At 65.2% G+C, this 17,790-nt stretch carries 14 protein-coding genes; 4 read left to right on the forward strand and 10 right to left on the reverse strand.

The window, feature by feature from the left end:
- Window positions 1-270 precede the first annotated feature (270 nt).
- Window positions 271-2,457 carry a reprolysin-like metallopeptidase gene (locus tag ACYVGK_RS04595; RefSeq protein WP_460732049.1) on the forward strand — a complete coding sequence of 729 codons (2,187 nt, stop codon included), beginning with the start codon at window positions 271-273 and terminating at the stop codon, window positions 2,455-2,457.
- Between the two features lie 279 nt (window positions 2,458-2,736).
- Window positions 2,737-5,103, forward strand: a complete 2,367-nt coding sequence (locus ACYVGK_RS04600) for a reprolysin-like metallopeptidase (protein WP_460732050.1) — start codon at window positions 2,737-2,739, stop codon at window positions 5,101-5,103.
- 89 nt (window positions 5,104-5,192) lie between these two features.
- Here the strand turns inward: ACYVGK_RS04600 and ACYVGK_RS04605 are convergent, their stop codons facing one another.
- Together ACYVGK_RS04605 and ACYVGK_RS04610 are read right to left on the reverse strand one after the other, a co-directional pair.
- Window positions 5,193-7,211 carry a glycoside hydrolase family 99-like domain-containing protein gene (locus tag ACYVGK_RS04605; RefSeq protein ID WP_460732051.1) on the reverse strand — a complete coding sequence of 673 codons (2,019 nt, stop codon included), beginning with the start codon at window positions 7,209-7,211 and terminating at the stop codon, window positions 5,193-5,195.
- Between the two features lie 9 nt (window positions 7,212-7,220).
- On the reverse strand, window positions 7,221-8,837 hold the full coding sequence (locus ACYVGK_RS04610; protein ID WP_460732052.1) for an electron transfer flavoprotein-ubiquinone oxidoreductase: 1,617 nt from the start codon (window positions 8,835-8,837) through the stop codon (window positions 7,221-7,223).
- 117 nt (window positions 8,838-8,954) lie between these two features.
- Here ACYVGK_RS04610 and ACYVGK_RS04615 point away from each other — a divergent pair, with 117 nt between their 5' ends.
- Complete coding sequence (locus ACYVGK_RS04615) at window positions 8,955-9,545, forward strand: alpha-ketoglutarate-dependent dioxygenase AlkB family protein (RefSeq protein ID WP_460732053.1); 591 nt, start codon at window positions 8,955-8,957, stop codon at window positions 9,543-9,545.
- A gap of 117 nt (window positions 9,546-9,662) precedes the next feature.
- Here the strand turns inward: ACYVGK_RS04615 and ACYVGK_RS04620 are convergent, their stop codons facing one another.
- Genes ACYVGK_RS04620 through ACYVGK_RS04635 form a run of 4 tightly spaced genes read right to left on the reverse strand, consistent with a single transcriptional unit; the run spans window position 9,663 to window position 13,180 of the window.
- Complete coding sequence (locus tag ACYVGK_RS04620) at window positions 9,663-10,319, reverse strand: ABC-type transport auxiliary lipoprotein family protein (RefSeq protein WP_460732447.1); 657 nt, start codon at window positions 10,317-10,319, stop codon at window positions 9,663-9,665.
- 5 nt (window positions 10,320-10,324) lie between these two features.
- Window positions 10,325-11,251 carry an MlaD family protein gene (locus ACYVGK_RS04625; protein WP_460732054.1) on the reverse strand — a complete coding sequence of 309 codons (927 nt, stop codon included), beginning with the start codon at window positions 11,249-11,251 and terminating at the stop codon, window positions 10,325-10,327.
- 1 nt (window position 11,252) lies between these two features.
- On the reverse strand, window positions 11,253-12,068 hold the full coding sequence (locus tag ACYVGK_RS04630) for an ABC transporter ATP-binding protein (protein WP_460732055.1): 816 nt from the start codon (window positions 12,066-12,068) through the stop codon (window positions 11,253-11,255).
- A complete protein-coding gene (locus tag ACYVGK_RS04635; protein ID WP_460732056.1) occupies window positions 12,065-13,180 on the reverse strand; it encodes an ABC transporter permease in 1,116 nt (371 codons plus the stop codon). Before ACYVGK_RS04635 ends, ACYVGK_RS04630 begins: the two co-directional genes overlap by 4 nt.
- Window positions 13,181-13,394: 214 nt before the next feature.
- On the opposite strand from ACYVGK_RS04635, the gene ACYVGK_RS04640 reads away from it, so the two are divergent.
- Window positions 13,395-14,648 carry a threonine/serine exporter family protein gene (locus ACYVGK_RS04640; protein WP_460732057.1) on the forward strand — a complete coding sequence of 418 codons (1,254 nt, stop codon included), beginning with the start codon at window positions 13,395-13,397 and terminating at the stop codon, window positions 14,646-14,648.
- A gap of 167 nt (window positions 14,649-14,815) precedes the next feature.
- On the opposite strand, the gene ACYVGK_RS04645 is transcribed toward ACYVGK_RS04640, so the two are convergent.
- The 4 genes from ACYVGK_RS04645 to ACYVGK_RS04660 all read right to left on the reverse strand — a co-directional run bounded on the left by ACYVGK_RS04645 (window position 14,816) and on the right by ACYVGK_RS04660 (window position 17,750).
- Window positions 14,816-15,202, reverse strand: coding sequence for an H-NS histone family protein (locus tag ACYVGK_RS04645; protein ID WP_460732058.1), 387 nt, complete (start codon window positions 15,200-15,202; stop codon window positions 14,816-14,818).
- A 37-nt stretch (window positions 15,203-15,239) separates the two neighbouring features.
- Window positions 15,240-16,955: a proline--tRNA ligase gene (locus ACYVGK_RS04650; protein WP_460732059.1), complete on the reverse strand. Its 1,716-nt coding sequence runs from the start codon at window positions 16,953-16,955 to the stop codon at window positions 15,240-15,242.
- 101 nt (window positions 16,956-17,056) lie between these two features.
- A complete protein-coding gene (locus ACYVGK_RS04655; RefSeq protein ID WP_460732060.1) occupies window positions 17,057-17,350 on the reverse strand; it encodes a DUF4124 domain-containing protein in 294 nt (97 codons plus the stop codon).
- Window position 17,351: 1 nt separating this feature from the next.
- Window positions 17,352-17,750 (reverse strand): DUF4124 domain-containing protein, encoded by a 399-nt coding sequence (locus tag ACYVGK_RS04660; RefSeq protein WP_460732061.1) that lies wholly within the window; start codon window positions 17,748-17,750, stop codon window positions 17,352-17,354.
- Window positions 17,751-17,790 lie beyond the last annotated feature (40 nt).

The raw sequence follows: 17,790 nt of genomic DNA on the forward strand, positions 1-17,790 counted from the left end.
CGCCTGTTCAAATGCGTATTACAAGTACCAGCCCGACAGGGGGCATTGGGGTACAGGTACATGCGCGCCTTTCTCTTTGTTGTTGCCGTAATGCTGGCCGTCGGCCTGCTTGTTACGGTAGATCGTCCGAGTACCCCGATGCCTGTGGCATCGCACGCCGCCTCTGTGAGGTCCTTGAGCGCCGTCGGGATTGGTCCGCGCAAGGTCGCGTCATCCGTCGCGGCCTATCCGGACCAAGGGCAATTGCTTGCCTATGATGAGGACCGGGAAGTGATCCATTCGGGTGCATCGACCTGGCACCCGGTACAGATCAGTGAAGCACACGCACTGCGCGCCATCGGCGAAGGCGGAATGACGGTGCGTGCGCCCGATGGCCAGACCTTGCATCTGCGCTACGAGCGTCATTTTGAACATCCGGATGGCAACTGGACCTGGGTGGGGCGCGAGGAAGGAGGGGCGCCTGGTACGGAAACCGTGCTGACCTTCGGCGAGAAGGCCGTGTTTGGCACGATTCGCCAAGGCAACGCGGATCTGAGTGTGGCCACCGAGGCTGGCTCAATCTGGCTGGTGGAAACGGATTACAGCCGGATCGATCGCAATCGGCTGGCCGCGAATGACGAGGCTTTCGCGGTCCCGAAGGCGGGGAGTGTGCCCGAACCCCTGCGGGCCTCCAGCAATACCGTCAAACGGCTTGCCAGCATGCCCGCCGCGGCGGCGGCGGTGACACCCACGACCGTCGACATCGCCATGGGCTTTACGGCGGGATTCGCGACGCGTCTGGGCGGCGAATCGCAAGCCCGCACCCGGTTGAACTTTCTTGTGGACATGACCAACCAGGCGTTCGTGGCCAGCGGCATCAATGCCCAGATCCGTCTCGTGCGCTCGCTGCAGGTGGATTATTCGGATCTCACGCCCGCCCGGACGGCGCTGTTCGAGCTCACGGGCGTGGATTGCACGACGCAAACCAACGGCAGCCACTACCTGAGCGACAGGCGCGTCGACTGCACGCCGATTACACGGCCCGCCGGGTTGCTACCGCTACTCGCTGCACGCGACCGGTACGGCGCGGATCTGCTCGTACTCGTCCGCAAGTTCGAGGATCCCGAACAAGTCAGTTGCGGTTCCGCTTGGATGCTGGGCGGCGGCCAGACTCCGCTCGATGCGAGCAGTGCTGATTTCGGCATGGCGATGGTCAGCGATTCCAGCGGTGACATGTTCCCCGACAACGGCAATACCTGTTCCGAATTGCAGCTGGCACACGAACTCGGCCACGACTTCGGCCAGCAGCACGACGTGGTCAACGCCGCTGGCGACGACGATTCCGACAACAACGGCAGCCTGCTCGATCCCGAAGAGTTCGGTCACCACCCGTACTCGTTCAGCTACAGCACCGATGGCACCGGGGCCGATATCTCCACGATCATGTCCAACCGGCGGCCCAGCCAGACCAGGTATCGCGTCTACGCCAACCCGCTCATCACGGCGTGCGGTGGCGCGCCGTGCGGCGACGCGGCCACGGCGGACAACGCGCGCAGCATGACGCAGACGATGCCAGTGGTCGCGCAGTTCCGGGCGACGGTGCCCGGCGAGCAGAACCTCGATCTCTACGCGATCTACAAGACCGGCCTGTCGGGGATGACCGAAGTGCACGTGGCGGACCAGTTCCAGGGCTACCAGTCGTTCCTGCTGCATCAGGCGACCATCCTGCACCAGACCGGTTCGGACTACGCCTGGCGCTTCCAGCTGGCCGATTACAACGGCGACGGCGTCCTCGATCTCTACGCGATCTTCCGCATGGGCGCATCGGGAACCACCGAAGTACACGTGCTCAACGGCGCCGATTACTTCCGCAGTTTCCTGCTCAACACGGCCACCGCGCTATTCCCGACCGGGTCCGACAACGGCTGGATCTTCCGGGTCGGCGACTACAACCGCGACGGCCGGCCAGACATCTACGTGATCGCACGCAGCGGCGCGACCGGCACGGAAGTGCATGTGCTCAACGGTGCGGACAATTTCGGCAGCTGGCTCGCGCACATCGCCACGCCGTTGCCGCAATCCGGTACCGATGGTCGGTGGGATTTCCTGCTGGGCGATAACAACCACGACGGCATTCTTGACCTGTATGTGATCCTGCGCAGTGCCACCGGGTCAGGCAAGACTGAGGTCCATGTCGCCGACGGTGCGACCAACTTCAACACGTTCCCGGTGCATGCGGCGACGGCGCTGCCGACGACGGGCGTGAACAACGACTGGAACTTCAAGCTGGGCGACAACAACGGCGACGGCGTGCTCGACCTGATCGTGATCTTCAAGAATGGTGGGTCGGGCAAGACCGAGGTGCACGTGGCGGACGGCGCGTCCGGATTCCAGCTGTTCCCGGTGCACGTTGCCACGGCGGTGCCGAGCAGTGGCAGCGATGACGCGTGGGAGTTCGAGCTGGGCGGCTTTCGTTGAGGTTTCGATGCGGCTTCAGGGCTGGTTGCGGCCGGTCCTGACGGCTTCCTCGGCGCAGATGCAGAGCGCTCGCTCGATCGCCAGTGTTACGAGCGATCCAGCGTGCTTTGCCTTTTTCACGCCACAGCCGATGCAAATGCGAGTTGAACGTTGGCGTGTGTGCGCTGCGTGAAGAATTAAGCAACATCCCGTATGCCCACATGCGCTTGTGGCCGCCTTCGCCAGGGGAAATGCGTATTACAAGTACCGGCCCAAGCACGGGCCTGGGGGGATGGGGATATGCGCGTTCTTCTCGTCGCTGCCGCGGCAATCCTGGTCGTCGGCGGGCTCATTGCGATGGATCGTCCGGATACCGGAATGCCGGTGACGCCAAGCACCGCCTCCGTGGGGGCGGCCGGGTCGATGGGCCTGCGTAAGGGCACGTCGTCCGTCGCGGCGTATCCGGACCGTGGGCAACTCCTCGCCTACGATCAGAACCGTCGGGTGGTCCATTCCAGCGGTTCGGTCTGGTACCCGGTGCAGCTCAGTGAAGCGCACGCCTTGCGCGCCATTGCCGAGGGTGGAATGACGGTGCGCGCGCCCAATGGCGAGCTCATCCGCCTGAACTATGAGCGTCATTTCGAGCATCCGGATGGCAACTGGACCTGGGTAGGACGCGAGCGCGGAAGCGCACCCGGCACGGAAACCGTGCTGACGTTCGGCGAGAAGGCGGTATTTGGCGTTATCCGACAGGGCAAGGCCGACCTCAAGCTGACCACCGAAGCTGGTTCGACCTGGTTGGTGGACAGTGGGCAAGCCGATGGCAGCCAGACTGCGAATGTCGATGACATGCTCGGCCTTCCGAACCTGAAGGTTCCCACTGCCGCAACCAGCGGTGCGGTGGTTCAGCAAGTCGCTGTCATGGACGCAGCGCAGCCGAAGCCGACCCTGGTCGACATCGCGGTGGGCTTCACCAAGGGGTTCGCGGCGCGGCTGGGCGGCGATTCGCAGGCCCGCACCCGTGTGAACTTCCTGCTGGACGTTACTAACCAGGCTTACCTGGCCAGCGGCATCAACGCGCAAGTCCGGCTCGTGCACGCGCGGCAGGTGGATTACCCCGACGATACGTCGGACCGTGCAGCGTTGTTCGACCTTACAGGCATGAATTGCACGGAGCAGGTCAGCGGCGCCAACTACATGAGCTCTGCGCGTTTTGACTGTGCGCCGATTACGCAGTCGGTCGGTTTGCAGCCGCTGACTGCCGCGCGGGAGACGTACGGTGCGGATCTGCTCGTTCTGGTCCGCAAGTACGTGGCGCCGGAAAACGTAAGTTGTGGTTCGGCCTGGATGCTGGGCGGCGGTCAGAACCCGATCGATGCGAACAGCGCTGCGTTCGGCACGGTGGTGGTCAGCGATTCCAGCGGCGACATGTTCCCCTCCAACGGCGCCACCTGTCCCGATGTGCACCTGGCACACGAGCTCGGCCACAGCTTTGGCCAGCAGCACGACGTGGTCTCGTCCATGGGCAGCGACGATTCCGACAACGACAACGACCTGCTCGATCCCGAGGAGTACGGCTACCAACCGTATTCGTTCGGTTACAGCACCGATGGCACCGCGTCCGACATCGCGACCATCATGTCCAACCGGCGGCCCAGCCAGACCCGGTATCGCGTCTTCTCCAATCCGCTCATTTCATCGTGCGGCGGCGCGCCTTGCGGCACCGTGGAGCGGGAAGACAATGCGCACAGCATGTCGGAGACGATGCCACTGGTGGCGCAATTCCGCGCCACGGTCGAGTCGCTTCCGACTCCGTTCGTGTCGCTGTACGCCATCTCGAAGTCGGGAGGCGGAGGGTTCACCGACGTGAATGTGCTTACCGGCGAATCCTGGTACCAGGCGTTCAAGCTGCAGGCGCCCACCAGCCTGGCCCAGACCGACAACGAGTGGCAGTTCGCCCTGGCCGACTTCAATCACGATGACGTGCCGGACCTGTACTCCATCCATCGGCAAGGCGCCTCGGGCCACACGGAAATCACCGTGCTCGACGGCGCGCACGACTATCAAACCTCGCTACATCAGGTTTCGACGGTCCTTCCGGTGACCGGTACCGGGCTGGAATGGGTCTTCCGCCTAGGCGATTACAACCGCGACGGCATCACCGATCTCTACACGATCTATCGTATCGGCGCGTCCGGCACGACCGAAGTCCATGTCGTCGATGGGGCGACCGATTTCCAGACGTATCTCGCGCACCTCACCACTGGACTGCCTCAGACGGGAACCGCCAACGACTGGCAGTTCGGCCTGGCCGACCGCAACAGCGACAAGGTGCTCGACCTGTACTGCATCAATCGCGCGGGCGCGCAGCATACGGAAGTGCGGGTGTTCAGCGGTGCGAGCGGCTTCCAGGTTCCGTTGCTGCAGGTCGAGACCGCGCTTCAACCGACCGGTACGGGCAACGAATGGAACTTCAAGCTTGCGGATTACAACCGCGACGGCATCGCGGATATCTATGCGATCTATCGCACTGGGACATCCGGGAAGACCGAGCTGCACGTGCTCGACGGAAAGTCCAAGTTCGGTCAATTCGGCGACCACATCGCCACCGGACTGCCGACAACCGGAACCGACGCATCCTGGGAGTTCGAACTCTGGCCTCACTGATGGCGCCAGCGTAGGGACTGGTCCCTGGTTGCTGATCCCGAGGATCCCGAAGCGGCACTGCCAAAACCGTTGAGATGCCCCGACCAGCTTCAGTGCTGGTCGGGGCGAGTCATGGTGCGGAACCCGGCCGCATCGACACAGATGCCCACCATGCGTTCGATCGCATGCGCGAGCGTTCCGTCGATCTGACCGGCTTCGGCTTCAAAGTCCGATTCCGCCAGGTGCGCATCCAGCAAAGGCGAAAGCGCCGCCGATCGCGTCCAGAACATTGTTCCGGACGGGAACCGGTCGCGCGCCGCATCTGGCTCGCGGATGCCGAGGCGCGCGGCGAGGGAGCGCATGGTGTCCTCGTTCGCGCCCCAGGTCTGGGCTAGGGAGGGATGGTGTGCTTCCACCGCGACCAGGCCCAGATGCCCATCGGATGCAAATGCCTCCAGCACCGAATGCGCGTCACCCAGCAGCCCGTGCACCAGTTCCTGCCGCCAGCGCGCGCCATCGGCGACATGCGGCGATTGCTTGGTGTGCAGCTTGAGCAGGACGTCCTCGCCTTCCGCACGCAGTCGGGTGGCGGCGCGAATGAATGGCAGAACATCGCGGCCGCGGTTCTCACCGACCTCGATCTCGGCCGCGATGCCCGAGCGGGCAAGGATCGATCGGATCGCGTCGACTTTTTCCGGTGCCGTCGTGACGACAAGGCGGTAGGCAATACCTGAGCGCGACAGGGCTTCGAGAATTTCCCCGAACGTATCCGGATACCACGCGTGCACGATGACGCACACGCGCTGCTGCATTGCCGAAGGCGCATGCGTGGCGGCGATGAGCGCGTCACGCGTTGCCTGCAGCCACGCATGGCCAAGGCGTGCATCCGGTTCGAGCACCGCGCCCTCGGCCCATTCGTTCCAGGCGTTGATGAACACCAGTCGCCGATCCGGTGCGGTCGCGCCGAGACGTTCGGTAATGGTTCGCCGCAGCCACTGGCCGTAGCGATGTGGCGAAGCGTGCGCCAGAACGCGTCCGCGTCCGGCGCGCCTGGGTTCGTTGTCCCATCCGCAATTGACGCCGGGAAACAGCGGATACGCGGGCAACGACCGGCTTTCGTAATCGCGGGCGAGTTCGCGCCAGTCGACGACGTCGCCATCGAAGTCGGGATTGATCAATCGTTGCTGCGCCGACAGCGAGGGCGGCGTCGACAGGTTCGGCGGGAATTCCACCGCCGCGTCGAAACCGATCTGCGCCGGATTGACGCTGTCGAACGACTGCACGTAAGCGAGGTGGATTTCGCCGACGCCATTGTCGCGGCACCATGCACGCCAGCGTTTCGCGGTGGCGGCTGCATCGGGCAGCAGGCCAGGCCGGTACACCAGCAGCAGCGGTTTGCCCTCGTGGCGCAGATAGCGCGGGTCCCGAAGGTAGCGGGTGGCGTGTGCAATGAAGGCCAGGTCATCGTCCGCGTCGTGCGCCTGTGCGATGAGGACGTCGTCCGCACGGCCGTCCCAGCGGCGCGACCAGTTTTCGTTGGCCCAGCACAGGCAGAAGGGCTGCTCGATCGATGGATCGTCGAGCCATTGCTGCAGCGGCGCCTCCAGCAGCGTCTTGCCGCCGAACCAGTAGAAGTAGAAGCAGAACGCGCCGATGCCGTATTCGCGAGCGAGCTTGGCCTGGTCACGCATGACCTGTGGATTGCGCAGGTCGTAGAAGCCCAGGTCGCCCGGAAGGCGCGGTTGCGCATGGCCCTCGAACTGCGGCAGCGCGCGCGTCACGTTGCGCCATTCGGTGAAGCCCTTGCCCCACCAGGCGTCATTTTCGGGAATGGCGTGGAACTGCGGCAGATAGAAGGCGACGAGCGTGGCCGGCAAGGGGTCCGGTAGCGCTCCAATGCGGTGTTCGACGTAGCCCAGTGCGCGGCCGCCTGCGTGGACGTACGGACGACGGCCGCCGGTCATGCCGGCGATGCCGCGTGCGGTGGCAGGGCGGATGGAAGGGAAGCGAGCGAGGAAATGCTGACGCCACGCATCGCGCCGTGCTTCGTCTATCGGCAGCGCGCGGAACGCGGCGCGCAACGCACGAAACAGTGCGCTGCGCAGTCGCGTGGGGGCAGTGGAACTCATCGATCCGCGTCAGAGATTCTGGTAGTTGGGTCCCGATCCGCCTTCCGGCGTGACCCAGGTGATGATCTCGTACGGATCCTTGATGTCGCAGGTCTTGCAGTGCACGCAGTTGGCGGCGTTGATCTGCAGGCGCTTGCCCGCCTCATCCTGGACGATCTCATACACGCTCGCCGGGCAGAACCGCGTGCACGGATTGTCGTATTCCTCGGCGCAGCGGGTGATGCAGATGTTGGTGTCGGCGACCTTCAAATGCACCGGCTGATCCTCGTCGTGCTCGGTCGCGGCGAAGTAGACGCTCGCCAGGCGATCGCGCGGGGCGAGGGTGCGGTCGAGATAGTCGCGCTTGGGCTGCTCGTGTTCGCCGACCTTGTTGAGCGAGGACCAATCGGCCTTGTTCTTCAGCGTCCAGGGCGAACGGCCGCCGGTGATCGTTTCCCACGCGGCGTTCAACATGCCGAACCACAGGCCGCGCTTGAAACCTGGCTTGATGTTGCGGACCTTCTTCAGTTCCGCCATCGCGTCGGATGCGCGCAGCTTGGCGTCGAAACCTTCCGGCGCGAGCTGCGCGGCGACGAGGTGTTCGGCGGCGAGCATGCCCGAGCGGATCGCCTGATGCGTGCCCTTGATCTTGGGTACGTTGAGCAGGCCGGCGGTATCGCCGATCAGCAATGCGCCCGGCATCTCGACCTTCGGCAACGACTGCCAACCGCCGGTGACGATCGCGCGCGCACCGGCGGAGACGATGCTGCCGCCGTCGAGCAGCGACTTGATCGTCGGATGGTTCTTCCATTGCTGGAAGGCTTCCCACGGCTTGTATTCGGGATCGTGGTAATCGAGTCCGCTGACATAGCCCAGCGCGATGCGGCCCTTGTCCAGGTGATAGAGGAAGCTGCCGCCGTAGGTCTTGCTGTCGGCCGGCCAGCCGAAGCTGTGCACGATCTTGCCGGGCTGCACGCGGTCTTCCGGCACCTGCCACAGTTCCTTGATGCCGATCGAATAGCCCTGCGGATCGCTGTCGGCGTCGAGCTTGAACTGCTTGATCAGGCGCTTGGTGAGATGGCCGCGCGCGCCCTCGGCAAGCACGGTGACCTTGGCGCGGATGTCGATGCCCTGGGTGTAACCGGGCTTGTGCGAACCGTCCTTGGCCACGCCCATGTCGCCGATGCGCACGCCGACGACCTTACCGGTCTCGTCGTGCAGTGTTTCCGAAGCGGCAAAGCCGGGATAGATCTCCACGCCCAGCGCTTCGGCCTGCGGCGCCAGCCATGCACACATCGCGCCGAGGCTGACGATGACGTTGCCGTGGTTGTTCATGCCCGGCGGCACCGGCAGCTTGCGGCCGCCGGTCTTGCTGAGCAGCCAGAACTCGTCTTCGGTGGCCGGCACGCAGATCGGCGGTGGGTTGTCGCGCCACTTGGGCAGCAGCGCGTCGAGCGGGCCGGTTTCGATCACCGCGCCGGACAGGATGTGCGCGCCGATCGTCGAAGCCTTTTCGATCACGCAGACCGAGATCTCGGGGTTGAGCTGCTTGAGCCGGATCGCGAACGCCAGGCCGGCCGGGCCGGCGCCGACGGTTACGACGTCGTATTCCATGACATCGCGTTCGGTTTCTAGGGCGTCGGTCATCGGTTGGCTCCGCAGATGGGGCGTGGCTGTGAATCCGGCAATTTTCGCGGCTTGGGGCGGGCGGGGCAAATGGTGGTTACGCGAGGCCGGTCCGCGAGGGCGTGCTAGCGTCCTTATATGAGCCTGAGCGTGGTGCCCCTGGTCGATGCCGATATCTCATTCGACCCTTGCTGGCTGGGCGCCGCCGAGGCGGATCGGCTGCTGCAAGGCCTGCGCGAGGAGATCGCCTGGGAGAACCATCGCATCCGACTATTCGGCCGCGAGCACGCCTCGCCGCGCCTGAGCTGCTGGATCGGCGATCCGGGCACGGCGTATCGCTATTCCGGGGCGCTGTTCGAGCCGCGCCCATGGCCACTCCTATTGCGGCCGGTGCGCGAGCGCCTGTGCGAGGCGCTCGACGTTGGCTTCAACAGTGCGCTGGCCAATCGGTACCGCGACGGTCGTGACTGCATGGGGTGGCATAGCGATGACGAGGCCGAGCTGGGCGCCGCACCCGTGATCGCTTCGCTGAGCCTGGGCGCGACGCGGCGCTTCGTGCTGAAGCATCGCCGGGATCCGGAGCAGAAACTGGCGCTGGAACTGCCGCATGGCAGCCTGCTGGTGATGGCCGGCCCTACCCAGCGCAACTACCGGCATGCGTTGCCGCGGACGACGAAGGTGGCAGAGGAGCGGATCAACCTGACCTTTCGCCAGATCCGCCCCCTATAGCAGTTGGCGCCCCAGGATGAGGAATGCCGCGCGGGCCGCCCCCTGCAGCGATGGGCGCCCGAGCATGACGAATGCCGCGCGGGCGGCGGGTGATGGCGAACCACGAAACGCGGACGCTCAATGCTGCAAGCGCTCGTGCTGCTCACCCGTCTGCAGCGCCCAGCCGGCGATCTGCCCGCTCACCGCGCCCAGCGCCTGATCGAACGCATTCACCACATCCGGCACTGCCGTCGTCGACGCGGTCTGCGTCTGCAGGAACGTGCGCGAGCCGGCGAGCTGCTGGTCCTTCACGTGCAGCAGCTTGGCGGTGACCTCGATCGTCGCCGCCGGCACCGCGGCACCGGCGTAATCGGATTCGAAGCGACGCACGTCGAGCAGCAGCCGGTAATCGGACCCGAAGCCGCTGCCCTGGCGAGCGACTACCGCGATACGGCCGGAATCCTCCAGCGCATGCAGCACGCCGTCCTCGAGCATGTCGCCGGGCGACTTCGCCCACTGCGCGTTCTTGTACACCTGCAGTTCGTTGGGCGCCGGACGCACTGCGATGCGCAGGCTGTCGGCGGTGCGCGCACCGCTGCTGCGGCCCAGTGCAAGTTGCCAGCGGACCTGCGGCCAGTCCTGGCCCGGTTGCACATGGGAATCCGGAGCGTAGATCGTCGAAGTCTGCTTGCTGCCGCCAAGCAGCGAGGTACAGCCGCCCAACAATGCCAGCGTCGCCATTGCCAAGGCGAGGTGTTTTGCCATGCGCGCCGAATCGCGCGTCACGAGTCCCATCGTCTTCATTTCGGCTCGAACTCCTTGGGGGCATCACGACCGAGCAGGTATTTCGTTGGGCCACTGTCGAGGCGGTCGCTGATGCGGCGCAGATCGCGCACCAGGCCGCGCAGTTCGATCATCGTCGGGCCGATCTGTCCCAGCCCTTCGTTGGTGAAGTTGCTGATCGCGGAGCGGTTGTCGCTGACGATGCCATTCACGCCGCTGGCGGCGGAATCCATCTTCGACAAGGTCGAATCCAGCTTGGCGATCAGCGCGGGCAGCTTCTGCACCAGTTCCTGATCGACCTTGGTGACAGCCTGGTCGGTCGTGGCGAGGGTCTTCTCCAGCTGTTCGCTGGAATGCCGCGCGCTGACGATCAGGGCACGGATGTCTTCGTGCTGGTCGCCCACCGCGCCGGTCATGGCTTCGATGTTGGCAAGCGAGTTGGAGATGCGCTTGATGTTCTCTTCGCTGAGCAGTTCGTCCATGCGTGCGACGAGCTTGTTTGCGGTATCGGCGATGTTCTGCAAAGCCGAGGCCTCGGCCTTGATGACCGGGATCTCGTTGTGGTCGACCTCGACCAGCAGACGCGCCTGCGGGCTGCCGCCGGTGAGCTGGATGATCGGCGGCGCAGTCAGGCTGGGCGTGGAGATCTTCGCGTGGGTATCGGTCTTGACCGGCACGCCCGAGCGGACGCGCAGGATGGCGACGACGCGGCGCGGATCGTCCAGGGCGAGGCGCAGCGAATCGATCGTGCCCACGGAAATGCCGTTGTAGAGCACGGGGCTGCCTTCGCTCAGGCCGGTCACCGGCTCCTCGAACACCACCGCGTACTGCTGCCAATCCTTCTCCGACGAATACTTCGCCGCCCACAGCGCGAACAGCAGCAGGAACAGCGTCACCACGATGGTGAACGCGCCGATGAGGACGTAGTTGGCCTTGGTTTCCATGTCAGTTTTCCTTGCCGTGCCGCTCGCGTCCCGCTTGTGCGGCGCGGGCGCGCGGACCGTGGAAGTAAGCCTGCACCCACGGGTGATCGTAGCGTTCCACTTCCGCGATGGGAGCGCAGACGACCACCTTGTGGTCGGCGAGCACGGCGACGCGATCGCAGATGGCGTACAGCGTGTCGAGATCGTGGGTGATGAGGAAGACGGTAAGTCCCAGCGCCTGCTGCAACGTCCTGATCAGGCGATCGAAAGCGGCGGCGCCGATCGGGTCCAGGCCGGCGGTGGGTTCGTCGAGGAACAGCAGCGGCGGGTCCAGTGCCAGCGCGCGCGCCAGGCCCGCGCGTTTGCGCATGCCGCCCGAGAGTTGCGAGGGCAGCTTGTTGATCGCATCGGCTGGCAGGCCTGCGAGTTTGACCTTGAGCAGCGCCAGCTCGTAGCGCAACGAATCGGGCAAATCGCGGTGGTATTCCTTCAGCGGTACCTGCACGTTCTCGCCGACGGTAAGCGATGAAAACAGCGCGCCGTCCTGGAACAGCACGCCGGTATTCCGCTCGATCTGGCGATGCGTGTCGGCGGCAGGGTCGCGTGCATCGATCCCCAGTACTTCGATCCGGCCGGCATCGGGTTCGCGCAGGCCCAGGATCGAACGCATCAGTACCGACTTGCCCGTACCCGAACCGCCGACGATGCCGAGGATCTCGCCCGGGCGGACATCGAGATCGAGGTCCTCGTGCACGACCTGTTCGCCGAAGCGGTTGACCAGGCCGCGCACGCGGATGATCGGTGTCGACGAATCGTCAGTGGCCAGGACGGCGTTCAATAGCCCATCTCCATGAACCAGATGGCGGCCATCGCATCGAGCACGATCACCAGCGAGATCGTCTGCACCACGCTGGAGGTCGTGCGTTGTCCGACCGACTCGGCGGTGCCTTCGACCTGCAGGCCTTCCAGGCAGCCGATCAGGGCGATGACCAGCGCGAAGAACGGCGCCTTCACCAGGCCGACGACGAAGTGGCGCAGCTCCATGGTGTCGTGCATGCGCGTCAGGTACTGCGTCGGTGGAATGTCGAGGCCGTAGGCGCCGACGGTCAGGCCGCCGAGCAGGCCGAACACCATCGCGATGAAGGTCAGCAATGGCAGCATCACCAGCAGCGCCAGCACGCGCGGGATCACCAGTAGGTCGATGGGATCAAGGCCCAGCGTGCGGATCGCATCGACTTCCTCGCGGCTCTTCATCGCGCCGATCTGCGCGGTGAAGGCGCTGGCAGTGCGGCCGGCGAGGATGATCGCGGTCAGCAGCACGCCGAATTCGCGCAGGAAGGCGATGCTGACCAGCTCGACGACGTAGATGGTCGCGCCGAAGTCGCGCAGGATGTTGGAGCCGAGGAACGCGATCACCGCGCCCACCAGGTAGCTCAGCAGCGCGACTAGCGGCACCGCGTCGAGACCGACCTGCTCCATGTGGTGCACGGTGGCGGTGGGGCGGAAACGCGTGGGTTCCTTGAAGGTGCGCACCAGCTTCACCAGCGTCTCGCCGAAGAAGCCGATCAGCGCGCGCACTTCGCCCGCATTGTCATTGACCGCGTAACCCAGGCGCGCCAGTGCGGCGGCGATGCCGTATTCGCGCTTCTTCTTGGGGCGGTCGTCGGCGACGTCCTCGATCGCGGACACCAGGTTGCGGTGTTCGTCGCGGAAGTCGATCAGATCGAAGTCGATGCCGCGCCGGCGCGAGAAGCGCAGCAACTGCAGCACGCCCAGCGAGTCGAGGCGATCGATCGCGCTGGCGTCGACCGACGCCACTTCGCGCGGCGCCGAAGCGAGTGCCTGGCTGATGCCGTCGGCGTATTCGAGCGTCCATTGCCCCGACAGCTGCAGGCGGGCCGGACTGCCTTCGGTGACTAGCTGCGGTCGGGTGACGTTCGGAGCGGTCATAGCGTGTGCGCAGGATACAGGCGGAAGCGCTCGGATGGTCTAGGGCCTATCCCCATAGCGTTAACAGGCCCGAGCCGCTTCCGGACTCATTCGCGATGCGAAGGCGAAGGGCTGCGGGCAGTTTCAGGTCCATGGTCACGCTCATGTCGAGCGGGTATGCGGAATGATGCCTGGGCATGCGATGCTTTGCGGGTCGCGTAATGGTCCTGCGCCTTTGTCCTTGAATACCGTGTCCTTCCAGTCGATCAGCTTCGCCGAGCGGGTCGCTTTCCTGGTCGAAATGGCCGAGCGGCTGCACATCTACGGCACCACCGCGCAGCGTCTGGAAGGCGCGATCACCGCGGTTTCGCGCCAGCTGCATGTAGCCTGCGAACCCTGGTCTAACCCGACCGGCATGATCCTGACCTTCAGCGATCCACAGCGTCCGGAAGGCGATAGCGAGGTGACACGTGTGCTCCGGCTGCCGTTGGGCGATACCGACTTGTATCGGCTGGCGGAGACCGATCGCATTGCCGAAGCGGTGATGGCCGGCACCCTGGGCTTGCGCGAGGCGCATGCGCTGATGGGCGCGCTGGACCGGCCGCCAAGCCGGCGTAGCAGGATCATGCAGATTCTCGGCTTCGGCCTGGCCGCTACGGCGATCGCCGGGCTGTTGCGACTGCCATGGCTCGACATCGCCGTGGCCGGGCTCAACGGCTTGATGATCGGCGCGTTGATCGACTATTCCGGCTCGCGGCCGCGCCTGAAGGAAGCGACCGATGCGATCGCGGCGATGCTGGCGGCATTCACCACGGTGCTGGTGGCGAGCTTCATCGCGCCACTCAACCAGAACACGGTGATCATCGCCTCGCTGATCGTGCTGCTGCCCGGTATGGCGCTGACCAATGCGGTCAACGAACTCACCAGTCAGCATCTCGTTTCGGGCACGGCACGCTTTGCCGGCGCGGTGACGACGGTGCTCAAGCTCACCGTCGGCGCGGTGATCGCGTTGTACTTCACGGACCTGATCGGGCTGCACCCGGAAGTACGTGCCTCGCGCCCGCAACCGGCTTGGGTGGAGGGGGCTTCGCTGCTGCTGGCGACTTTCGCCTTTGCCGTGCTGTTCCGCGCGAACCGCCGCGACTACATACGGGTGATGCTGGCCGCGGCATCGGGTTATCTCATTGCGCGCTATGCCGGCGAAGCCTTCGGCAGCCCGGCAGGCATCTTCCTGGCCGCGCTGATCATGACCGCGGTCGGCAACGCTTATGCACGCTGGTGGAAGCGCCCCGGCGCGATCATCCGCCTGCCCGGCATCATCATGCTGGTGCCCGGCAGTACCAGCCTGCGTGGGCTGTTGAGCATGATCCAGCAGCAGGACACGATCGTCGGCCAGGATGCACTGCTGGCCGTGGTGAACATCCTGCTGGCGCTGCTGGCGGGGCTGCTGTTCGGCAATCTGTTGTTGTCGCCGGGGCGGAATCTCTGACTCTTGCCTTGTAGAGCAGAGCTTGCTCCGCTGCTCTTGATCCGACGAGGGTAAAGGCAAAGGCAGCGGAGCAAGCTCCGCTCTACAAGGTGACGCGCGGAAAGATTGAGGAAAAGAAAACGCCGGCTCGTGCCGGCGTTTATGTAGGGATCTGTTTGCGCGATCGCTCAACGAATCAGGAACTCGTCGACCCGGCGACCCTGGTCCAGATACACCGCCAGCCACTTCGGCGGCTTGCCGCGTCCGGCCCAGGTCTCCGCGGTGTTAGCCGGATTGCGGTACTTCGGCTCGACCTTGCCGAGCTTGTAGCCCTTGGTGGTCTTGCGTGCCTTCGCCTTAGCAGCCGTGGGCTTCGCCGCAACGTTGCCCTTGGCCACGGAGGCGGCGCCGAACAGTTCCGCGATCGTGTAACCCTCGGCCCGCGCCAACTCGGTCAGCTTCTTGCGCACCGTCGCGATCGGCTTGCGCTTGTTCAACGTCGTCTTGCGCTTCTTCGCCTGGTTGATCAGCGCGTCCAGTTCCTTCGCGGACAGGCCGGTGATGTCGATGGACATGAAACCTCCGTGATTCGGGGAATGCGTTCCGGCCCGATTATGCCGCGCCCAGGCGAGCAAGCAACGCGGCGCGGTCCAAGCTCTCGGCTTCGCTGGCGCGACGGTGGCGGTACTCGAACGAACCGGCGGCCAGGCCGCGCTCGGACACCACCACGCGGTGCGGAATGCCGATCAGCTCGATGTCGGCGAACATCGCGCCCGGACGCAGGCCGCGATCGTCGAGCACGGCTTCGACGCCGGCCGCGTTGAGTTCGCGGTACAGCGCATCAGCCGCGGCGGAGACGTTGGCGTCGTTCTTCGGGTTGATCACGCACACGGCGACCTGCCACGGCGCCATCGCGTCCGGCCAGATGATGCCGTTGTCGTCGTGGTTCTGTTCAATCGCCGCGGCGACGATGCGCGAGACGCCGATGCCGTAGCAGCCCATCGCCGGTTCGACCGCCTTGCCGCTGGAGTCGAGCACGGTGCACTGCATGGCTTCGGAATACTTGCGGCCAAGCGCGAACACGTGACCGACTTCAATGCCGCGCGCGATGCCGAGCGTGCCCTTGCCATCGGGCGAGGCATCACCGGCGACGACGTTGCGGATGTCGGCGACTTCATTCGGTTCGGGCAGGTCGCGGCCCCAGTTGACGCCGGCGATGTGGAAGCCCTTTTCGTTGGCGCCGACGACGAAGTCGGCCATCGCGGCGACGCTGCGGTCGGCGACGATGCGAACTGCCTTTTTCGGTGCGACCGGCCCCAAGAAACCAGGCTCGCTGCCCAGGTGCGCATCGATCTCGCCTTCGGTGGCCAGGCGGTAGTCGCCCAGGCCGGCGAGCTTGGCCAGCTTGATCTCATTGACGATGTGGTCGCCGCGGACCAGCGCGAGCACGAACTGCGGGTTGCCCTCTGCATCGACGCCCATCAGCGCCACCGACTTGACCGTGCGGGTGAGGTCGATGCCCATCAGCGCAGCGACGTCCTCGCAGGTCTTCTGCGTCGGCGTGTCGATCTTGCGCATCGATTCGGATGCGGCGGGGCGCGGGCCCGGGGACATCGCTTCGGCCTTCTCGACGTTGGCGGCGTAGTCCGAGCCGGTGGAGAAGGCGAGCGCGTCCTCGCCCGAGTCGGCGAGCACATGGAACTCATGTGAGGCGCTGCCGCCGATCGCGCCCGTGTCGGCAGCCACCGCGCGGAACTTCAGCCCCAGGCGGGTGAAGATGCGGCCGTAGGTGTCGTACATGTTCTTGTATTCGGCGCCGAGCGATTCGTCGTCGATGTGGAACGAGTACGCATCCTTCATCAGGAATTCGCGCGCACGCATCACGCCGAAACGCGGACGGATCTCGTCGCGGAACTTCCACTGGATGTTGTAAAAGTTGACCGGCAGCTGCTTGTAGCTGGACAGCTCGTTGCGCGCAAAGTCGGTGACGACTTCCTCGGCGGTGGGGCCGTAGCAGTAGCCGGCTTCCTTACGGTCCTTGATCTTGAGCAACTGGCCGCCGAACTTCTGCCAGCGTCCGGTTTCCTCCCACAGCTCCTGCGGCTGCATGGTCGGCATCAGCAGTTCCAGCGCACCGGCGGCGTTCATTTCCTCGCGCACGGCCGTCTCGACCTTGCGCAGCACGCGCAGGCCCAGTGGGCTCCACGTGTACAGGCCGGCGGCGAGCTTGCGCATCATGCCGGCCTTGAGCATCAGCTTGTGGCTGATGACTTCGGCCTCGGCGGGGGTTTCCTTGACGGTGTGGAGGTGGAACTGCGACAGGCGCATCGGTGGGGCTTCACGCAAAGGGAAGCGGGCATTTTGCCATGCGGGGTGCGGATTGACCGGCTCGGCCGGTGCGGAGCGGTCGCACCACGAGAGCAGGGCGGCTACTGCCCGGGTGGTTCGGGCAGGTCGGCGTTGCGCTCGCCGTGGACTTCGATGCCTTCGTACGGCTCGCGCTCGAGCCTGGTGTACTTGCGGCCCTTGGGCGGCTTCTCGGTGATCTGCAGTACGCCGTTGGCATCGCGCCAGCGGTAGAGCACGGGGCGGGCGGCCTCGGCTGCTGCTGCGGCCTTGTGCTCGCGTTCGATGCGGGCGTGTTCGCGCTCGTCGCGCGTGGTCCACCACCACAGCGCGAGGCCCAGGGCGACACCGCCGACGAGGGCCCAGCCGAGGCGCATGTCAGGGCTTGGCTGCCGGCTTGTTGCAGTAGGTCCTGAGCATTAGTTCGGTCTGCTGGACGTACAGGCTGCGTTCTTCCGCGGTCATTTCCTTGTCCAGCTGGCCATCGCCGTTCGCGTCGAAGCCGACCGGGCCGCTGTTGCCCTTGAGCTGCTCGACGTTCTTGCGTGCGGTGGCGCAGTTCTCTTCTTCGGTCGGCTTGGCGCCGATCTGGGCAAGGACGGGGCCCTTGTCCTTGAGCTGGCGGTGCTGGACGCCCTGCTGCGCAGGCGGCGGCGCGTCGGAGTAATGGGTGACGCCGTTGGCGTCCTTCCATTGATAGACCTTGCCGGCGAACGCGGGCAGGGCCAGGGCCAGGGCGACAAGCCCGAGGGCCAGACAGATCGTGCGGCTGGGCATGGCAATGCTCGAATCAGCGGCGGAACCCGGATTGCAGCAC

The sequence above is a fragment of the Lysobacter tyrosinilyticus genome, assembly GCF_054779815.1.